Source organism: Natrinema pallidum, assembly GCF_005890195.1.
Lineage (GTDB): Archaea > Halobacteriota > Halobacteria > Halobacteriales > Natrialbaceae > Natrinema > Natrinema pallidum.
In genome coordinates this window covers 2,494,664-2,512,848 of the sequence record NZ_CP040637.1, presented here as the reverse complement: position 1 = coordinate 2,512,848, position 18,185 = coordinate 2,494,664, and the positions used below count along the sequence as shown (strand labels likewise).

The following is an 18,185-nucleotide window of genomic DNA, read 5'->3' as shown; positions in this document are numbered from 1 at the left end:
TCGTTTTTGTCTCCACGCCGAGTCGACCAGCCGCGGCGTACCCGTTCCGTCTCGAGCGCGGTGATCGGTTGGTTACTGTCTAACCCGAAGCCGGCCGTAATCGTCGTATCGGAAGCCGGCGGTTTCGAACGCGGCCCTCGCCGCGTCGACATCGACCTCGCCCTCCGAGCCCAGGAACGGTGTTTCGGGATCGGTGCCATGCCACTCGAGGCTCTCGGGGACCCAGTCGTCGGTGACCGGGGTCGCGATGGGACGGGCGTGCCCGTGGAACACCTCGTCGACGAGCCACTCTTTGTCGACTAACTGCGCGAGCAGCCGCCGAAACCGGTAGTTGCTAAACGGCGCGTCGCGGGTGTTGAATCCGAGACAGTAGAACGTCCACGACGACGCGTCGCGCATCGCCACTCCGGCGGGGGTCTCGACGCCGTCGATATCGGCCGCGCCGAGCGGGAGGCTCGTCGCGTCGGCGTCGCCGTTCGCGACTACCTGTGCCGCCGTGTCGCCGCTCGGGTGGATGTCGATACGACACTCGTCGACGGTCGGTGCCGGGAGATCGACCCCCGGGCGACGCGTGAAGTGATCGTCGAACCGCTCGAGGACCAGCTGGACACCCTCGGTTCGCCCGCCGAACTGGAAGGGGCCGCTCCCGATCGGCGGGATGTTGTTCGTGGCGACGGCCTCCGTCGTTCCCTGGGCGACGCTGGGGCCGCCGGGTCCAACGACGTCGACCGCCCGATCGCGCCAGTGGTGGGCAGGAAGTATCGGGACGAGAAGCGCACGCGCACCGACCGCCGGCGACGTTTCGACCGAGAGTTCGACGCGGTGGTCGGTGCGACTCTTGACCGACTCGACGGCGTCGACCTGACCCCGATACAGGGGAGCCGGCGAGGGCGTGCCGTGGTTGCCAAGCGAGGTATCCTGGAGGAACCGATACGTGAACTCGACGTCGTCGGCGGTCACCGGCTCCCCGTCGTGGAACTCGCAACCGTCCCGAAGGGTGATGTCGACGGTCCGATCGTTCCACGCCCATGATTCGGCGAGCCAGGGTTCGATAGGGCCGTCGCCGTTCTTGGTCGCCAACGAGTCGTACAGCAGATCCGTGATCGTGCCACGATCACGATAGTCGGTCGCGATCGGATTACAGTTCTCCGTGAGCCTGCCGTCGAGATGGGCCAATCGAAGCGTATCGACGCCCGCGGCCGGCTCGAGGCCGAGATAGCCGTGGCGAGTCGCGGGGTGACCCCCGTCCCAGCCGTCGAACCGGTCCGTCCTGACGACCCGATGCTCTTCGGGGACACAGAGCGGGACGAACGGCTGCTCGGTCGCGATCGCCTCGAGCATCGCCGTGACCGCCTTGCGGCGCGCGTCGCCCTCGGCGGTTCGCTGCGCCACGAGGTGGGTGTCGATGTTCCGGTCGGTGAATCCGAACGGGTTCTGCCACCCGGACTCGTCGATATACCGCGAGTACAACGCCTCGTAGAGGAAGTCGGGATCGGTCCCGCCCGGATGGTGGCCGACACAGATCTCGAACTCGTGGTCGTACAGTACCGCTCGGCGGAACTCGATGTCGGAGCGAAGGTCGAGGGACACGTCGATTCCGACGGCCCTGAGGTTTTCCTCGAGATGCCGCGCGATGCGGATGGCCTGTCTGTCCGCGTCCGCGGGGACCGTCGTGATCGTCACGGAGAGCTGTTGGATGTCGTCCGTTCTGACGATGTTCCGGACCCGACGAAGACAGCCGCTGCTCGAGACCGTCAGTCCCGCGGCCGTCGCCAACATGGCTCGCCGACTGAGCGACTTGCTGTCGCCGCCGCGGCGCTCTCGATTTGGAGCGGTCCGTCTCCTGTTCATTTCGTTCGTCTATCATAGTTGGCGAGCCACCTTATAACAGTATTGTGCTCCTCCAACAGCACGCGACCGCCGTGATCGCAGTACCGGACGGGTCAGGGCTGTGCCGTGGCTCCCGGCACACGGTCACCGGCCGGACGTGTGACTCGTCGTTACTCGCTTCGTTCCAGCCACGGTATCCGGTCCTCGAACCGCTCGAGTCGCTCGCCGAGGAGTTCCGAGACCGCCCAGCGACCGACGAGTCGGTCGGAGAGAACGACACAGAGCGCTGCAAGCAGCATTCCCGCGACGACGTCGATCCCCCAGTGGATGCCGAGGAACATCGTCGAAATCGCGACGCTGGCCGCCAGCGCGACCGCGACGGGGAACCACTTCGGAAACGTCGAGCGCGTTATCGCAGCGAACGTGGCGACGGTCGCCGAGAGCGATGTATGAAGCGATGGGAAGACGTTGGTGTTGCTGTTGACCTCGCGGGTGAGGTACTGGTACTGCGGATTGTTCTCGAACAGCATCGTTGCCGCCACGTCGGCCGGCATCACGTTTCGAGGGCCGTACGCGATGACGAAGATGTAGAGGACGAGTCCGATCACGTAGTTGAGCGCGTACGCCGTTAACAGCCGGCGGAACATCCGCGTGTCCGGCAGCGTGAAGTACGCCAGAACCGGGAAGACGATCAGGAAGACGTAGCCGTACACGTAGATCGACGAGAAATACGCCGTCGTCTCCGGCGTTGCGATCGACTGGAAGAGCAGGATGAACTCCCCCTCGATGTTGTAAAAGCTCGCGGTGAGGTGAAACCCGATCTCCCGCGAGAGACGCGGTGCACGCTGTCTGGCAAAGCGATTGATCAGCAAGACCACGAGCAAGACGGCGATCGTCGGTGCTGCCGTTTTGAGGCGAGTCCGCCACTCCGATCGTGTCCGTACGAGGCGCTCACGACCGACGAAGAGAGCGATCGAGACCGGGAGGAGAATCCCGACTACGACGACGAGCTGAATCAGCACCTCGGCGAGCATCGCTCCTAATAGCCCCCAAGCAGTCGCCCGTTATCATCGTATCGGAACCCGGCTCGTTCGAAGGCCACTTTCGCGGCTTCGACGTTGAGATCGCCGTCAGCGCCGGCAAACGGCGTTACTGGATCGTCGCCACTCCACTGGAGTCGCTCCGGGACCCACTCGTCGCTGACCGGCGTTGCCACGGGCGTTGCGTTCCCGTAGAACACGTCCGTTACGATTCCTTCCTTGTCGATCAGTTGTGTGACCGCCCTGCGAACGTGCGGATTGCTGAAGGGTGCGTTCCGGACGTTGAACCCGAGATGATAGAACGTCCGCGATGGGGAGCGGAGCCGTTCGAGGTCCGACGAATCCGGAATCGTCGGTAACGAATGCGGACTGAGCATCGTCGCCGTGACGTCCGCGCCGCCGTCTTCGATGCGAGTGATCGACGAGTTGCTCGACGGATCGACGGAGAACTGTACCTCGTCGACCGTCGGCTCGGGGAGGTCGACGCCGTCCCGAAGCGTGAAGTGGTCCTCGAATCGTTTGAGGACGAGCGACTCGTCTTCGGACCGACTCTCGAACTCGAAGGGGCCGCTCCCGACCGGCGGGATGTTGTTACCCGAGACGACTGCCCACCGCCCCTGCGGTGCGGTGAAATCGTCGCCCGTGGCGTACTGATCGAGCAACTCGAGCCAGACGTGTCTGGGCAAGACCGGTGCGGTAAACGCCCGCTTGACGGCCTCCCGACCGCCCGACGCGGTGATCGTGACCTCGTAGTCCCCGTCGACGCTCACGGCTTCGATTACGTCTGCCCGGCCCCGATACCGCGGTGCCGGCGACCGAACCGGTGCTCGTCCCCACGACGTATCGTTGAGGAACTTATACGTGAAGGCGACATCCGCGGCGGTCACGGGCTCCCCGTCGTGGAAGTGACACCCCTCTCGGAGCGTGATCGTGGCCGTTCGCGTCGTCTCTCCGTCCGCCGTCTCGGAGCCCGACTCCGCCGTCGTCTCCGCGATGTCCCACGACTCGGCGAGCCACGGTTGGACGTCGCCCCCGTGTTCGGTCCCCAGGGAGTCGTAGAGCAGATCGATGGTCGTCCCGCGATTCCGGAACGTCGCCGAAAGCGGGTTGAGGTTTCGGGTGATCCGACTGTCGGTGACGAGCGCGTGCAACCGGTCGACGCCCGCGGCCGGCTCGAGGCCGAGATAGCCGTGGCGAGTCGCGAGGTGGCCCTCGTCCCAGCCGTCGAACCGATTCGCTTGAGCGACGCGGTGCTCTTCGGGGATACAGATCGGGTCGAAGGGCTTCGCCCGTGCCAATCCCGTCAGGACGGCCTCGACGTGTCGCTTGCGCTCGTCGCCGTCGGTTCGACGCTGGTGCTCGAGATGCGTATCGAAGGCCATGTTGGTGAACCCGAAGGGGTTCTGCCAGCCGGCCTCGTTTGCGTACGTGGAGTGAAGGGCTTCGTAGAGGAAGTCGGGATCGTAGTCGGCGGGATGACGGCCAATGTAGCAATCGAAATCGTGCTCGATCAGGACAGCTTCCAGTAGTTCGGACTGCGATCGCATGTCGAGCGAGACGTCGATACCGACCTTCTCGAGGCTCGCCTCGAGCCGACGGGCGATCCGGACGTTTTGCCGATCCGCGTCCGCGGGGACCGTCGTGATCGACAGCGAGAACTGCTCGTCGCCGCCCTGATCGACGACGCTCTGGACGCGGTCGATACAGCCGCTCGTCGCGAGGGTCGCACCGGTTACGCCGGCGGCCAGAAACGACCGTCTGCTCACGCCGTCGTCGGGCGGGGAGGAATTCCAATTCATACTGTTATGTAACACCCAATCTCATCTGATATATAACAATATTGCGTACTCCATTGAACACGAGGGTGAGTAAAGAATCTTTTCAATCAACAGCACAGTCGCCACAGCCGTGGGATTCACTCGCGGGCCGTCCGCGAGGGGTCGCACTCTCATCCCGTCGTCGGAGCGCAACATCAATAGGCCGACCGACGAAAAGGCGGGTATGGATATCGCCGCCGAACGGATCGAGCGTCTGCACAGTCTGGCTCGAGCGGCGGCGGCGGACGGCGCGGACGACCGGGCTCGATACTACGTTCGGCTCGCGCGGCGGGTCGCGGAGCGAAACCGATTGACGCTGCCACGGGCGTTTCGCCAGTTTACCTGTGACCGGTGTGACGCGTACCTTCGCCCGGGGAAGAACGCCCGGGTGAGAGCCCGGGACGGCCACGTCGTAATCACCTGCGACTGCGGTGCACACGCCCGGTATCCCTACGAAGGGTGATCGCCGTTCCACGCTCGAGGTCGGTCCCAACCGCCCGGTTCTCCGGTCGCTACCGAATCGAGAAGATTGAAGCGCCTCGGTTCGTTACTCGAGGCCATGGATACACAGGAACTCAAGCAGCGAGCACACGATCTCGACGTGACCGTCTGGGTCGGCAAGAGCGGCGTCGACGCCGTCGTCGACGAACTCGACGATCAACTCTCGAATCGGGACCTCGTGAAGGTCAAATTCCTCCGCGCCGCTCGTGCGGGGAGTTCGACCGAGGAGAAGGCGGCTGATCTCGCCGACCGCGTGAACGCCGAACTGATCGAGACGCGCGGTCACACGGCAGTCCTCCATCGATGAGCGGCTGGGTCGAACTGCTCCCGGGACAGGCCCTCGGACCGATCGGTCGCAGACTCGACGGGTTCGGGCTCACCGCCGCACAGGCCGCCGCGGCGGAGAGCGCGATCAAGTTCGTCATGGCGCTCGTCGCGATCTGGCTCGTCGGCCGAATCGTCCTCCTGCCGCTCGTTCGCCGAGCGCTCGACCGACATGAGATCGACGAGCACGCCCAGAATCCGCTGTTGATGCTGACACGGTTCGGAATCGGCTTCGGTGCCGTCGCGGTCGCCTTCGGGTTCGCCGACTACGGGAACTTCCTCGTCTCGATGGCCGGCATCGCGGCGGCCGGGGCGCTCGCCATCGGGCTCGCGATGCAGGACGTGATCTCGAATTTCGTCGCCGGCGTGTTCATCTACACCGACAAGCCGTTCCGTATCGGCGACTGGATCGAGTGGGACGACGGCACCTATTCGGGCACCGTCGAGGACATCAGCCTCCGCGTGACCCGCGTCAGAACGTTCGACAACGAACTGCTGACCGTTCCCAACTCGGCGCTCACCGACGGCGTCCTCAAAAACCCCGTCGACGCCGACAAGCTGCGGCTGAAGTTCGTCTTCGGGATCGGCTACGACGACGACATCGAACGGGCGACCGAGATCATCGTCGAGGAAGCCACGCGCCACCCCGACATCATGGACGACCCTGAACCGTCGGTACGACTGACGGAACTCGGCAACTCCGACGTGGGCCTCCAGTCGCGGTTCTGGATCTCGAACCCGTCCCGCGCCGACTTCGTCCGGACGCGAGGCGAGTACGTTACCGCGGTCAAACAGCGCTTCGACGAGGAGGGGATCGACATCCCCTACCCCGTTCGCACGCTCGAGGGCGGTCTCTCCCTCGAGAGCGGCCAAGGCGTCGTGCAACCGGCCGAATAACGCGCCTCGCAGGGACCGCCGGATCGGTTCGTTGACGGCGGTCGACTTTTCGATCGCTGCGTTTTTCGGCGGATCGAACACGAACGGATCATCGCCGAATCGGCATCGAACGTGACTGACTCGAAGCGCTCGGTCATGACGATGCGCTCGCCATCGAACTCCTGGCATGCTCCTTGAACGGGGAGTCGTACTCCGTATCGAGCCCAGTGTCTGCTCGACGGTCTCATTGTTCGCCTCGACTGCGAGGGCGTGGGCTTCTCGCTCCGCGATTCGTTCGGTGCCGCTGTCGTCGAGGTCGATAACACGAGTTGTCGCTCGGCCTCGTAGTAACTCGCAGTTCGCGAGGCTGCGCCGTACCACCACGACCCAGAGTCGTTCGAGTCGTTACTGTCTCCCATCTTCGGGTTCGGAGGACTCGAGCACTGCACAACCGCTCAGAAGGGCGCATACGACGAATGCAGTGGAACGGCCGTCGATCCTCCAACTGCCATTAGAGGATTGATTCCGGCCTGCAATAGTAGCAGGTTCGACTCCGACTGTTGTGCTAAGATTCGAAGATCGGGACGCTCAATCGCTGGCCGGGAACACGGCTCGAACGACAGTGAGAGCAGTGCGAACCGGGGGAGGGCAGGCTATGCCCGTACTCAACCGCGAGCGACCGGCGGGAGCGAGCGGGCTGACGGCGACGGTGAGTGAGGACTGGCAGGGCAACGAACGGCAGGAAGAGCGCTTTTGATCAAACTCTCATCGAGCGAGCAAGCGCGTAGCGCTGCCGCTCGCGCAGAGTGAAATGTGGTATGAATGCGGACGGCCGCGGTTGCCCGGCGTTCCGACCGGGGGAATCTCGGTTGCCTTCTCCACCCCGCGACCCGTCGAGCGACAGGTGTCCGGCGGTCCACTGCTCGCTTCCGCGCCTGATGGGCTGTCGCCGACTAACCACGGTGGGTCGTCCCTGCGGACGGCCATCGTGGACCGCTGTCCCCGACGGACGAGGCTTCTCTGTTGGCTCCCGAGGCCCCGGTCGGTCTGACCGGACGCCCGCGGTGTTCGGTCCCCGCTAATGACCATAGCGCGGGTAACGAGCAGGGCCAAACTGCCCGACCTAGTCCACTCTATGGTAGACGGTTATGACTTAAGGGCCTTTCGCCTCTCGGATCGCCCGACGGCACGGGGGAACGTGAACGAGCGGCGGGCCGTAGAGTTCCCGACGCTGACCGAATACTGCGAGTGATCGCCACACGGTTGCGTGTCGGCCGCTTACTCCGCCTCAGTCTCGGTCCCGGCACCCTCGAGACCCTCGTCGAAGTCGCTCGCGCCCGCTCCGACTCGAGGGCGGTGGAGGAAAAGGCCCATTAGTACGTCGACACATCGTCTATCCATGGGACTCGGCAGCACTGCGAAGAAGATTCAAACCCTTTCGGATCGGGCCGAAGCGATGTACAAGCAGGTAAAGAAACTCCAGCAGCGGATCACGGGACTGGAAGAGGAGATGGACGAAACCCACACCACGGTCACGCGCATGGACCACCAGCTCACCGAGCAACGCGCGCTCTTGCTCGCGCTCGCCGACGAGCAGGGTCTCGACGGCGAGCAGATTTTGGCCGACGCAGCGATCGAGGACGCCGAACGCGACGGCGCAACCGAGCCCGACGACGGGTCGGCGGCCGCCGAAGACGGGGCGACCGACGCCACAGCCGAATAGCGTTCGCACCGCGTCGAGCGCCGTCCGACCCCGGTTGTGTCCCCGAATTTCCCGCTGCGAAAAGCCTAACAACGCGGGCAACTTTTGCCGAATCGATGACGACCCACGACGAGCCGGTGGACTCGGTGCTCGAGACGATCGGCCGAACGCCGCTTGTTCGGCTCCAGGACGGCCCCACGGACGTACCGATCTACGCGAAACTCGAGTCGTTCAACCCCGGCGCGAGCATCAAAGACCGGATCGGACAGTACATGCTCGAACGGATGCTCGAGCGCGGCGATGTCTCGCCGGGCGGGACGATTATCGAGCCGACGGCCGGTAACACGGGTATCGGGCTGGCGGTCGCGGCCGGACAACTGGGACTGGATGCGATCTTCGTCGTCCCCGAGCGGTTCAGTCTGGAGAAACAGCAGTTGATGTCGGCACTCGGCGGCGAGGTCATCAACACCCCCACCGAAGACGGGATGGATCGCGCGATCGAGCGCGCACACGAACTCGCGTCGGAACTCGATAATGCGGCCGTTCCCCAGCAGTTCTCGAACCCGCTGAACACCGAGGCACACTACGAACTGACGGCTCCCGAAATCTTCGACGCGCTGGACGGAGAGGTGGGAGCGGTCGTCGCCGGCTGTGGGACCGCTGGCACTCTCATGGGGATCGCCCGCTACGCCCTCGAACAGGACCCCGAGACCCACGTCGTCGCCGTCGAGCCCGAGGGGTCCGTCTACGGCGAACTCATCGGTGACGGCCGCGACGAGGGCGAGTACAAGACCGAAGGGATCGGCACGCACGATACCGAGACCAACGAACTGTTCGACCCGGAACTGGTCGACGACGTCGACGCCATCCCGGACCGGGACGCTCACGACGAACTCAAACGCCTCGCTCGCGAGGAGGGTCATCTCGTCGCCTCGAGCGCAGGTGCCGCGAGTGTGGCCGCGAAACGAGTCGCCCGCCGGATCGACGACGGCGACCTCGATGTCCCCCACGAGACGGTCGTCACGCTGTTCCCGGACTCGAGCGAACGCTACCTCTCGAAGGGCATCTATCGTTCGTTCGAGGAGTGGTCGTCGTAGAGTCACCGGGCGACCGTCGGCCGGGTGCCGACCACCCGTCTAGGCGACGAGCCGCCGGTGTTGGACTTTCATACACCGGTCTTGGACGACAGTCCGACCCTCGGTCTCCGCGCGGGCCGCCGCCTCGTCGTCGCGAATCCCCTGTTGGGTCCAGATGACCGCCACATCATCGCGCTCGAGGGCCTCGTCGACGATCCCGCTGACCTCCTCGCTGGGACGGAAGATACAGACCACGTCGATCGCCGCCTCGACATCGGCCAGCGAGTCGTTGGCCTCGCGGCCGAAAATCTCGTCCGCGTAGGGGTTGACCGGGATCACGTCGTAGCCGTGATCGAGCAGGTACTTCGGTACGTCGTGGGCCGCCTTCCCGGGCGTGCTCGAGCAGCCGACGACGGCGACCGTTTCGTACTCGAGGATGTCCGCTATCTCCGCCGCGGATTCGACTGGCATACGCGGGCGTACGGGCTCAAGGACTAAACGTCTCGGGGTGCGAACGGGATCGCATGGCCGTGGACTCCCGTCTCAGATCTTACGTCGACAGGCCGGCGGTCCGGATCGCGGGCTCGTCGCCGTCGGCCGTCTCCTCGAGTTCGATGACGGCATCGAAAAGCTGTTTGAGCGTGTTCATCGTCTGATCGTCGTGAGACGTCGAGTCGATGACGTAGATGCCGAGCGCATCGGCGCTCTGAATACGGCCGGTAAACACGTGGAGGAACCGGAAGACGGTCTGGAGGTCGGAGTACATCAGCAGCGTCGAGACGGAGTGGAGGAGGACGCGGTTTTCAGTGTGGCCGCGGGTCTCGTAGAACTCCTGGAGGAACTCCGAGAGCTTGATCCCGATGCCGGTCATGTCGACGGGCGAGGAGGCGTACTTGATTCGCGGATCGTCGTCCGTCGTTCCGATGCCGCGCTGTTTCGTGACGCAGTCGACGACTCCGATATCCGGTTCGACGCCCTCGGCGACGTGGTCGTCGAAGCTCCCGAGAACCTTGTCGGCGCTGTCCTTCGTGGTGACGACGATCGAACCGTCACCGCGGTTTGCGCCGCTCCCGAGGATATCGAACGCGATCCGTCGTTTCCCCGTCAGTGGCGGGCCCGCAACGAGTACGTTTGTCCCCGGCTCGAGTTCGGCGTCCGGAAGGACATCTGCGAGGTCATACATACGGGATACTCACATCGCCGTGGCGACGAGCTGGTACCACAGCCCACTCCGAAAGCCGGCGCGTTGTATGGAAATACGCAAAGCGGCTTATAGTACTTTTGATTATAAAACACACCGAGCACGGATGTGGGCGGAGCGAACCCGTCTTTCGTCGGCACTGTCATTTTTCATGTTACATCGTTAGCGACACTTCGAGAGCGGCACGGCCGACGATAAACGCCAGCGAGGCGAGGAACATCCCGTATTTGAGACGGGATTGTCCGACGGTCGGGTCCTCGAAGCTCTCGTAGGCCGCAGCGAGCATGACGGCATCGGCCGGCACGACGAGCAGCAGGTAGGCGACACCGAACTCCCCGCGGAGGAACGGGACCGGGCTCGCAACGACTGCAAGGACGAGGAGAACGGCAGCCACGCCGAGCGCGCGACGTTCCCCGATCGCGATCGGGAGCGTGTTCAATCCCTCCTCGCGGTCCCCCTCGATGTCCTCGACATCTTTGATGATTTCCCGAGTCAGCGTCGCAGTCCCCGCGAGTACGAAGAGGACGACCGCCGGGCCGATCTCGTCGACCGCCGCGGCCCCGAATAGAAACGTGCTTCCGACCAGATAGGCCACGAGCGCGTTTCCGAGACCGGGCAGCCCCTTGAACACCTCGGTGTACGCGATCAGCGCGAGGAGATTGACGGCCGCGATGGCGATCGCCAGCCCCGGCAGCGTGAGCGCAAGCGCGACCGCTCCGGCAAAGAGGACGACGCTAAAAACGAGCGCACCGCGCGGGCTTACCGCACCGCGGGGAATCGCCCGCTCGGGCTGGTTGATCCGATCGATCTCCTGATCGAAGTAGTCGTTGATCGCGTTTCCGGCACCGACCGCCAACCCCGTGGCGGCGACCGCCGCGACGACCGCCACTGGTTCCTCTCCCACCCCGCCCGCAACGAAGGCCCCGATAAACGTCAACACGCTCGCCGCGATCACGTTCACCGGCCGCGTCAACTCGAGCATCCCGCGACCCGTCTCGCCGACAGTCATACGCGGGACTGATCATGCGTGGTGGTTAAACGGTCCGGTCCGCCGTCGTGGGCTTTGGACGGCCAGCGTTCACACGACGCTCGAGACCGATCGAACAGCGACGAGAACACGGCTCGCGTGGGCCGCCCGCCGCGACCGGCCATCACCTGCCGGCGTTTCAGCGCCACTCCTCGAGATCACAGAGCACGTCGCCCTCGACCTCGAGCCACTTGCTCACCTGCTCGTCCCCGCTGGCGTCCGCGGGCACGGCCGTCCAGCTCCCCTCGTCGTCCGAGAGGAGCTCGAGGGGCGTCGCGCCGGCCTGCGCCTCGTCCGAAACGGTGGCGTCGGTGTTCGTCATGACACGCGTAGTCGTTGGAACTACATAACAAAGACCTCTGACGCCAATTATCATCGGCTGAGAACAGCCGGACGGTGTGTGTCGTTCCCTGTCGAAACTGGTCCGAATCGAGTGACTTATACGGAACCGGCCGGAACAACACGATGCGGGCGCTTAGCTCAGTCTGGACAGAGTACTTGGCTTCGGACCAAGCTGTCACGGGTTCAAATCCTGTAGCGCCCATTCGTTTTCATGATGGTTAGGATTCCACAGACGGCGGAGGGTTGCTTATAAAGAACCCCCCGTCGGCCGAGGTAGATTCCATCATGTTCCGTGATGCGGGTCGACGCCGTCATGCGGTTCGCAGAATACCAAACGTGTAGAACCATGTTAAATGTTTGCGAATCGACTCAGTTCTGCGCGCGAGTAAGTGGTGGAGCGCGCGCCAACTCTAACTGGCTCGCTGTCGCACGCAGCGTGCGCCGTTCTCACTGAGCGTGCGACAAACCCCGTGTTCGTCTAACGCTCAGTGAGTCACGCTCACTGTGCGTGAGAACTACCACTTATCAAACAAATATTGGTGCGTTTTATCTTTCGAGCAAAATCCGGAGAGTAGAGACAGGTGAGGGCTATCTTATGTAGCTATCTCGGGCAATTCCTATCATATCTCTGAGACTAACCCTTAAGTCAATGTGACTAACGAGGTTCAGGTGCAATGCGAGATCAGAAAGGAACGGCCTCAATACGCGCTATCTACGCTCGGTATCCCCGAGAACCAAAGATAGCGCTGATCGGCCAGCGCCAAAGTCGAACCGAGACCAACCACAGCTCGGGATCGTACAGTAGGTTGAACACCGCTGCTGATAGTCAAGCCTCAACGCCTTGGCAGAACGAAGAGGTGAGTGGCGATGAGTGAACAAGAGCGACTCGACGCCTTTGAACGAGGTAGCCGCGACCATTCGACGATTGAAGAAGCTGTAGATAGCTACCTCGATCACCGGAAGAACGAGTCCGAGCTCATGGAAAGCACGGTGGAAGTCGAGAAGCGACGACTCGGGTACCTTGTCGATTATTGCGAACAGCAGGGTATCGAGACGCCGCGCGAGCTGTTATCCCACGACCTCAACAAGTATCGTACCTGGCGTCGATCTGAAGCGCCTCTGAAAGTCGAGGAGCTTGCTGAATCGACCATCATCGAGCACATGAAAACGGTCGACAAGTTCGTCGCCTACGTGGAGGCGGAAAATGAGTAAGTCGGACAAACGACAGCCATCAAGTCCTCGGGAGCCAGTCCAGATCGCCGTTGACGAGGCCGTCGAAGCGTATCTCAGTCGCCGCGAGACGGAGAGCAAGACAATGCAAGGAACCGTCGACACTCATCGCAAGCGGCTGAACCATCTCATTGAATACTGCGAACTCGAGGGAATCGAGTACGTCAGCGATCTCCGCGGGCACGACATCGAACAGTACCGCGAATGGCGACGGACCGAGGCTACCGAAAAGGTCGATGTGTTGGCTCCTAAGACGCTCCAAGAGCACATGAAGACGATTCGTGTCTTCATGCGCGCGATGGAGTCGATGGAGTATGTAACGCCAGGAATGGCCGATCGCGTGTACGTGCCGGAAATCGAAGACGAAGATGAGACGAGTGATGACATCCTCGAGTATGACCGTGCAGAGGAGATCCTGAGCCACATCGCGAAAGCCGAAAGTGGAAAAGCAGAGGAGGTCGTCTGGCGACTGTTCGTGGGTAGCGGTCTGAGACTCGGTAGCGTTCACTCGATCGACATACCTGACGTTCATCTCGATGCAGAGGTTCCCCACATCGAACTTCGAAACCGACCTGAAGAAGGAACGAACTTGAAAAATCGCGACGACTCCGAACGGCGCGTCTTCATTACGGAGGAAACCGCTGAAGCCATCGAACAGTATCTCCAGTACAATCATCCCAAGGTCACCGACGACTACGGTCGCATGCCGCTCATAGGGACGTCCCATGGTCGAGCAAACCCTTCCACCATCCGTGGGATGGTCTACAAATGGACACGGCCCTGTGAACTCGGGGAAACGTGCCCTCACGGTAAGCAGCCCAGCACCTGTGAAACAGCGGAGAATCGGGACAAGCCATCGGACTGTCCATCGACTCGCTCGCCACACGACATCCGACGTGGGTACATTACTCACGTCAGCGGCGGTGGAGTACCTCCTCGAGTCCTGAGTGACCGCGTCGACGCTGAACCGGAAACGCTAGAAAAGTATTACGACAAGAACAACGACGAGGAAAAAATGGAACCTCGCAAAGAGCTCATAGAGCGCATCATGCAGGACGAAGAAGAGGTTAACTACTAGGGATGAATTGGTCCACCTGGGATTGGGCTACCTCTTCCTTCCTCCGCTGATCCCGATATAATAGTCGACTGCCGTCTCAAACTGATTGTCTGTTAGCGATTGCTAAACTCAATCCCCAGACATTTATCTAGATATTTAGACAAATTGGAAGTGGAGAGCGCAGTCAGAGTATGTTATTTATCTTGGAAGATTCTCCTAAGAAGGGATGAAACATCAATCCACATAGGTAACACACCGTACTTCATCTACAAATGCGTATAAGAAAGCTCCATTGGGTTATTTTGTCTCCCTCTGAGCGAGCAAACACGCCTTCAAACCACCTCTACTGATCATTTCCGTCCTAACCCGTTTGTACACTTGGAACTGCTTACGTAGTGTAGTTGTGAATGATACTACTCTGAGCATCGGAAACGAGAATGTGCTAGTACCTATAACGATTCATGTCGGCTGCTTAGCCGTTGGACAGCAATAATAATCATTTCGAGTTAGTAGCTTTTGCACCCGATGAATGCTGGAGGTCTAACTTTTGATGAATATCATGCACAAACGCATCGGATTTTCTATCTATAAAGGTATCCCATCCCACTTTACATATTATCGCTATTGTAGCACCCAATATGAACCCTAAAAAGTAGAATTTGGTCGGTACAGCTGTAGAGTATTCTGTGAACTGTATTGAATATGTTCCAGATATGGAACTAGAAAGTCCCCAAACAAGATATAATAGCGCAATTAGCGAGAAAGAGTAGTGTAGGTTTCTGAAGAATGTAGAAAGCATCTCGTATCGACCGTATAGCGTTTCTTCTGAGTATAGCAGTGACTGCCCGTATTTAACAATATCATCTATATTCTCCTCAATAAAGTCGAGTCGTTCCTTTTCCAGCTCATTTCCTTTCAAATTCTCCGGTGGTACAAATATCCGATCTGCTAACTTAGAGACTACTAACCAAGCTATCTCATCATCTGTAGAGGATTTCTTGGGAATGTCCACGTCATCAAACCCTGGACCAACTGTATGGATTAATCGACCTACAATATAACCAGCGCCAACAATAATCACACTTGCAGCGATTTTAGTTCCTGAGATCACCTCAACTGCTTCCTCAGGGAGGAGTGGGACTAAGAGTAGCAAAAGGAAAGCACCTGGGAGTGTATCGACAATAATATCATATGTGGTCAGCTGTTGAATAGGCATTTACTGTTAAAGGAGACCAATTGAAGAATACAAATTTTTCCCATTCAGACAGATACGCCGTACAGGTATAATTTCCATCTCGATTCTATACAACAAAGCGCTCTGAGAACAATCCAGTGAGTGCATAAACACCTAGGTCATCTGCCCTCCCAGTCTCCAGATAGACAATATCCAATTGACGCATGGTTCAAATGACATATTCAGAACTGATCGTGGTGTCGTAACCTCAAAACCGTCGTCCCGTAGTTCAGAAGCAAATTGGTCACACTTGTCTCCGTGATTTATCAGAATTGAGGCATCGTTATACGACTTGAGGAAACTCAGAAGGCCATCATGATCAGCGTGTGCAGAGAAGTCGTATTGCTCCACTTGAGCACTAACAGGCATAATCTGTCCATCGATTTCGGCGCTGCCGGTCTCGAGAAGATCGCGACCGGGTGTCCCTTCGACCTGATAGCCAGTCATGGTGATCTTGTTCATCGGATTCGTTCGAATTTCCGGAATATAAGTCATAGCAGGGCCACCAGATAGCATACCACTGGTAGTGATGATCGCTGCTTTCTGGTCAGTAATCCGCTTTCGTTGACCGTTTCGTCCGGTGACGAACCGTGCATGGGATTTCGCTCGTCGAAACGCATCTGCATCGCGAAGGAACTCGGGATACTGCTGAAGCATCTCGGTTACCTGCTTCCCCATCCCGTCGACGTAACAGGGGATGTCGTAGGCATCACAGATGAGCATCATCTCTTGCGTTCGTCCGATTACGAATGCGAGGACAACAACCGTACCGCCCTCCCAGAGTGTCGTCTCGACGCTCTCAGCGAATCGTTCTTCCACCACGGATCGGTCCTCATACTCAACATCGGAGTAGGTGCTCTCGCAAATGACGACGTCTGCCTTGGGTCGCGCAGTCGTCCCTGAAACCAAACGGTGGTCGTCAGTATGGAAATCTCCCGTGTAGAGCAGCCGTGTATCCCCATCGTCAACGAGTACGTGACCACTTCCTGGGATGTGTCCTGCATTGTAGAATGTCACGTCATAGCCAACCGCTTCGAAGGTTTCCTGATACCCGTGCGTTTTCGACACCTGTGTAACGCGCTTGAGATCGGTCTCGGTGAACGGGCAGTTGTATGATCCCCCGTGTAGTTTGAGTGTGTCCCGCGCGAGCGTCAGCGTCAGCTCGTACGTCGGGGGGGTCCAATGAATCGACGGCCGTGCGTCACCGGAAAGCAGGGACGGTATCGTCCCGACGTGATCGAGATGTCCGTGCGAAACAACGACTGCATCCGGGGTCGGTGTTTGTACCGGAAACTGCGGCGGTGTGTCCGTCACCATCCCGAAATCGAGTAGGAGAGAATCGTCCACGAGAATGGCGCTTCGGCCGATCTCGCGTGCTCCGCCAAGAAACTGAATATTCATTATCGGATTTATACTGGCCAACCGCTTTTCTTGGTCAATTTACCCGAAGCTATCTGTAAAAGTAGCTAACATCAATAAAACCGATTTACAGAAGCTTCTCTGGTAGCAGTAATCAAGGACGGTGTTCAAACTCTAAGGATTCGCTCAGCTGTGGCGTTTCACTTGGGCTTCCATCGCCCTCGTCATACTCGAGAGTACGATCGACGAGGAGCATATTTTCCTGTGCAGCAAGCTTTAGCACCGGAGAGATGTCTGGTATCTGTTCGCGGGGATCAGCAGACCAGCGAATGACTACAGTTGGATCTTCGAACAGTTCGTCAAGTGGTCGCTCGTAATCTGATAGAGGGTTCCCGACCACTTCGAATCGGTCAAATACGTTATCGATGGTGGAAGCAAAATCCCTGAAGCTCATGCTTAGTCGTATTCTAGTGACAGAGAAGTTCACTAGGGTCAGTAGAGCACATTTGGGTCAGAAACGTCTGAGAATACTGAACCCCCACTCTGCTGGAGAGCAGTGATCGCATCGTCTGTCAGATCATCCTCTGATACGACAACAGCGCCGTACAGCATGTCATTTGCATTGTCGAGAGCGTCACAGCCGTCATTCCGGAAAATAGATTCGGGATAATGGACAGGTCCGAGCTTGATCACCGATTTCGACCCCTGCTTGTGACGACTTGTACTGCCATGCCGCGTTCCGAGGAGAACGACCGGATTGTCGATGTGGACTCCAAACTCATCGACATCAAGATGAATGTCGGAAAGTTCGTAGAGTCCGACGGGCGTTCCGAGCATTAGACACCTCCGAAATGCTGTTCGTAGACCTCATCGAGGGCTTCAGCCATTTGGAGATACGCTTCGTGATCTTCGCCCGGACCAATCCTGTTGTACCCTGCATCGGTTTCGATGGCTCCTGCCGAGTCCAGAACCGGCAAGTAAATGTCCACCATCAGACCTTCCAGGATCGACACGCTAACGTCTCTGTCATACTCTTCGTCACGGAGCGTTTCGCGAGTGAGTTCTTCGAGGGACACTGGTTCATCAGCGTCTGCAAGAACTCGGAAAATGATCCGATGTTCTGGGTCCCCTAGTATGGAGTAAATTTTCGTCTTTCGAGGTTTGTACTGTCGATCGTCAAGTGAAGGCGATTGCGTAGCTTGTGTCATAGTCTGGCGATTGCAGTGGATGTCGAATTTCGAGAACCACTGCTGTTCCAACTCATTAGTGGAACGAAGTAGCATTAACAGTGACGTCCACAGTTTCCAACCGGCGTCATAGCGACTCTATTGCCTCTACGATACAAAACACGGCAATTCAAAATTGGTCCCGCCCACAGGAGGGTGTAGAGAAATCTACCCAGCAACGGACTAAACATGTGGAAACCATCGAAATTCTCAGATTTAGCTCTGTGTTGGTTAACAGATTTGTATGATGGCAGGTACAAATTCAACCCGTTACAACATCTTCATCCCAGCGATGTGTCGTCCTAGCTGATTTCCGCGCACAAGCCACGAAGTAGCTAACAAT

The 18,185-nt window shown here is 59.5% G+C and carries 20 protein-coding genes, 1 tRNA gene and 1 other RNA gene; 8 read left to right on the top strand and 14 right to left on the bottom strand.

Annotated features, from left to right (window positions below; genetic code table 11):
• Window positions 1-72: 72 nt before the first annotated feature.
• The 3 genes from FGF80_RS12410 to FGF80_RS12400 form a co-directional block, all read right to left on the bottom strand.
• A complete protein-coding gene (locus FGF80_RS12410) occupies window positions 73-1,779 on the bottom strand; it encodes an ABC transporter substrate-binding protein (RefSeq protein WP_138655529.1) in 1,707 nt (568 codons plus the stop codon).
• A 221-nt stretch (window positions 1,780-2,000) separates the two neighbouring features.
• A complete protein-coding gene (locus FGF80_RS12405; protein ID WP_006186487.1) occupies window positions 2,001-2,864 on the bottom strand; it encodes a phosphatase PAP2 family protein in 864 nt (287 codons plus the stop codon).
• Between the two features lie 5 nt (window positions 2,865-2,869).
• Entirely contained in the window at window positions 2,870-4,669 is a 1,800-nt protein-coding gene (locus FGF80_RS12400) for an ABC transporter substrate-binding protein (protein ID WP_238705285.1), read from the bottom strand.
• A 202-nt stretch (window positions 4,670-4,871) separates the two neighbouring features.
• On the opposite strand from FGF80_RS12400, the gene FGF80_RS12395 reads away from it, so the two are divergent.
• The 3 genes from FGF80_RS12395 (at window position 4,872) to FGF80_RS12385 (ending at window position 6,409) form a co-directional block, all read left to right on the top strand.
• Window positions 4,872-5,150 carry a ribonuclease P protein component 4 gene (locus FGF80_RS12395; RefSeq protein WP_138654340.1) on the top strand — a complete coding sequence of 93 codons (279 nt, stop codon included), beginning with the start codon at window positions 4,872-4,874 and terminating at the stop codon, window positions 5,148-5,150.
• Window positions 5,151-5,246: 96 nt separating this feature from the next.
• Window positions 5,247-5,495: a YhbY family RNA-binding protein gene (locus FGF80_RS12390; RefSeq protein ID WP_006186491.1), complete on the top strand. Its 249-nt coding sequence runs from the start codon at window positions 5,247-5,249 to the stop codon at window positions 5,493-5,495.
• The gene (locus tag FGF80_RS12385; protein ID WP_006186492.1) at window positions 5,492-6,409 is read left to right on the top strand and encodes a mechanosensitive ion channel family protein; all 918 of its coding nucleotides are present in this window, start codon (window positions 5,492-5,494) and stop codon (window positions 6,407-6,409) included. The genes FGF80_RS12390 and FGF80_RS12385 overlap by 4 nt, the downstream gene beginning before the upstream one ends.
• Window positions 6,410-7,210: 801 nt before the next feature.
• Here the strand turns inward: FGF80_RS12385 and ffs are convergent.
• Window positions 7,211-7,522, bottom strand: an RNA gene (ffs, locus tag FGF80_RS12380) — signal recognition particle sRNA.
• Window positions 7,523-7,666: 144 nt separating this feature from the next.
• Complete coding sequence (locus tag FGF80_RS19790; RefSeq protein ID WP_269150329.1) at window positions 7,667-7,789, bottom strand: hypothetical protein; 123 nt, start codon at window positions 7,787-7,789, stop codon at window positions 7,667-7,669.
• Between FGF80_RS19790 and FGF80_RS12375 the strand changes: the two genes are divergently transcribed.
• Window positions 7,788-8,111 carry a DUF5798 family protein gene (locus FGF80_RS12375; RefSeq protein ID WP_138654338.1) on the top strand — a complete coding sequence of 108 codons (324 nt, stop codon included), beginning with the start codon at window positions 7,788-7,790 and terminating at the stop codon, window positions 8,109-8,111. The genes FGF80_RS19790 and FGF80_RS12375 overlap by 2 nt on opposite strands.
• 95 nt (window positions 8,112-8,206) lie before the next feature.
• Window positions 8,207-9,187 (top strand): PLP-dependent cysteine synthase family protein, encoded by a 981-nt coding sequence (locus FGF80_RS12370; RefSeq protein ID WP_138654336.1) that lies wholly within the window; start codon window positions 8,207-8,209, stop codon window positions 9,185-9,187.
• A gap of 39 nt (window positions 9,188-9,226) precedes the next feature.
• Here FGF80_RS12370 and FGF80_RS12365 read toward each other — a convergent pair whose 3' ends face one another.
• The 4 genes from FGF80_RS12365 to FGF80_RS12350 all read right to left on the bottom strand — a co-directional run bounded on the left by FGF80_RS12365 (window position 9,227) and on the right by FGF80_RS12350 (window position 11,716).
• Complete coding sequence (locus FGF80_RS12365) at window positions 9,227-9,637, bottom strand: CoA-binding protein (protein WP_006186496.1); 411 nt, start codon at window positions 9,635-9,637, stop codon at window positions 9,227-9,229.
• A 79-nt stretch (window positions 9,638-9,716) separates the two neighbouring features.
• Complete coding sequence (locus FGF80_RS12360) at window positions 9,717-10,349, bottom strand: RAD55 family ATPase (RefSeq protein ID WP_006186498.1); 633 nt, start codon at window positions 10,347-10,349, stop codon at window positions 9,717-9,719.
• Between the two features lie 172 nt (window positions 10,350-10,521).
• Window positions 10,522-11,376 (bottom strand): geranylgeranylglycerol-phosphate geranylgeranyltransferase, encoded by an 855-nt coding sequence (locus tag FGF80_RS12355; protein WP_138654334.1) that lies wholly within the window; start codon window positions 11,374-11,376, stop codon window positions 10,522-10,524.
• Window positions 11,377-11,533: 157 nt separating this feature from the next.
• On the bottom strand, window positions 11,534-11,716 hold the full coding sequence (locus FGF80_RS12350; RefSeq protein ID WP_138654332.1) for a DUF7511 domain-containing protein: 183 nt from the start codon (window positions 11,714-11,716) through the stop codon (window positions 11,534-11,536).
• 147 nt (window positions 11,717-11,863) lie between these two features.
• Here FGF80_RS12350 and FGF80_RS12345 point away from each other — a divergent pair.
• The 3 genes from FGF80_RS12345 to FGF80_RS12335 all read left to right on the top strand — a co-directional run bounded on the left by FGF80_RS12345 (window position 11,864) and on the right by FGF80_RS12335 (window position 14,044).
• Window positions 11,864-11,938, top strand: a tRNA-Arg gene (locus FGF80_RS12345).
• Window positions 11,939-12,603: 665 nt separating this feature from the next.
• Window positions 12,604-12,948, top strand: a complete 345-nt coding sequence (locus FGF80_RS12340) for a hypothetical protein (protein WP_138654330.1) — start codon at window positions 12,604-12,606, stop codon at window positions 12,946-12,948.
• Window positions 12,941-14,044 carry a tyrosine-type recombinase/integrase gene (locus FGF80_RS12335; protein WP_138654328.1) on the top strand — a complete coding sequence of 368 codons (1,104 nt, stop codon included), beginning with the start codon at window positions 12,941-12,943 and terminating at the stop codon, window positions 14,042-14,044. The genes FGF80_RS12340 and FGF80_RS12335 overlap by 8 nt, the downstream gene beginning before the upstream one ends.
• A 475-nt stretch (window positions 14,045-14,519) precedes the next feature.
• Here FGF80_RS12335 and FGF80_RS12330 read toward each other — a convergent pair whose 3' ends face one another.
• From FGF80_RS12330 to FGF80_RS12310, 5 genes are all read right to left on the bottom strand, one after another.
• A complete protein-coding gene (locus FGF80_RS12330) occupies window positions 14,520-15,239 on the bottom strand; it encodes a hypothetical protein (protein WP_138654326.1) in 720 nt (239 codons plus the stop codon).
• 132 nt (window positions 15,240-15,371) lie between these two features.
• Window positions 15,372-16,658 carry an MBL fold metallo-hydrolase gene (locus tag FGF80_RS12325; RefSeq protein WP_138654324.1) on the bottom strand — a complete coding sequence of 429 codons (1,287 nt, stop codon included), beginning with the start codon at window positions 16,656-16,658 and terminating at the stop codon, window positions 15,372-15,374.
• A gap of 112 nt (window positions 16,659-16,770) precedes the next feature.
• A complete protein-coding gene (locus FGF80_RS12320; protein WP_138654322.1) occupies window positions 16,771-17,070 on the bottom strand; it encodes a hypothetical protein in 300 nt (99 codons plus the stop codon).
• Between the two features lie 38 nt (window positions 17,071-17,108).
• Window positions 17,109-17,453: a hypothetical protein gene (locus FGF80_RS12315; RefSeq protein WP_138654320.1), complete on the bottom strand. Its 345-nt coding sequence runs from the start codon at window positions 17,451-17,453 to the stop codon at window positions 17,109-17,111.
• The gene (locus FGF80_RS12310) at window positions 17,453-17,692 is read right to left on the bottom strand and encodes a hypothetical protein (RefSeq protein WP_138654318.1); all 240 of its coding nucleotides are present in this window, start codon (window positions 17,690-17,692) and stop codon (window positions 17,453-17,455) included. Before FGF80_RS12310 ends, FGF80_RS12315 begins: the two co-directional genes overlap by 1 nt.
• Window positions 17,693-18,185: the final 493 nt, after the last annotated feature.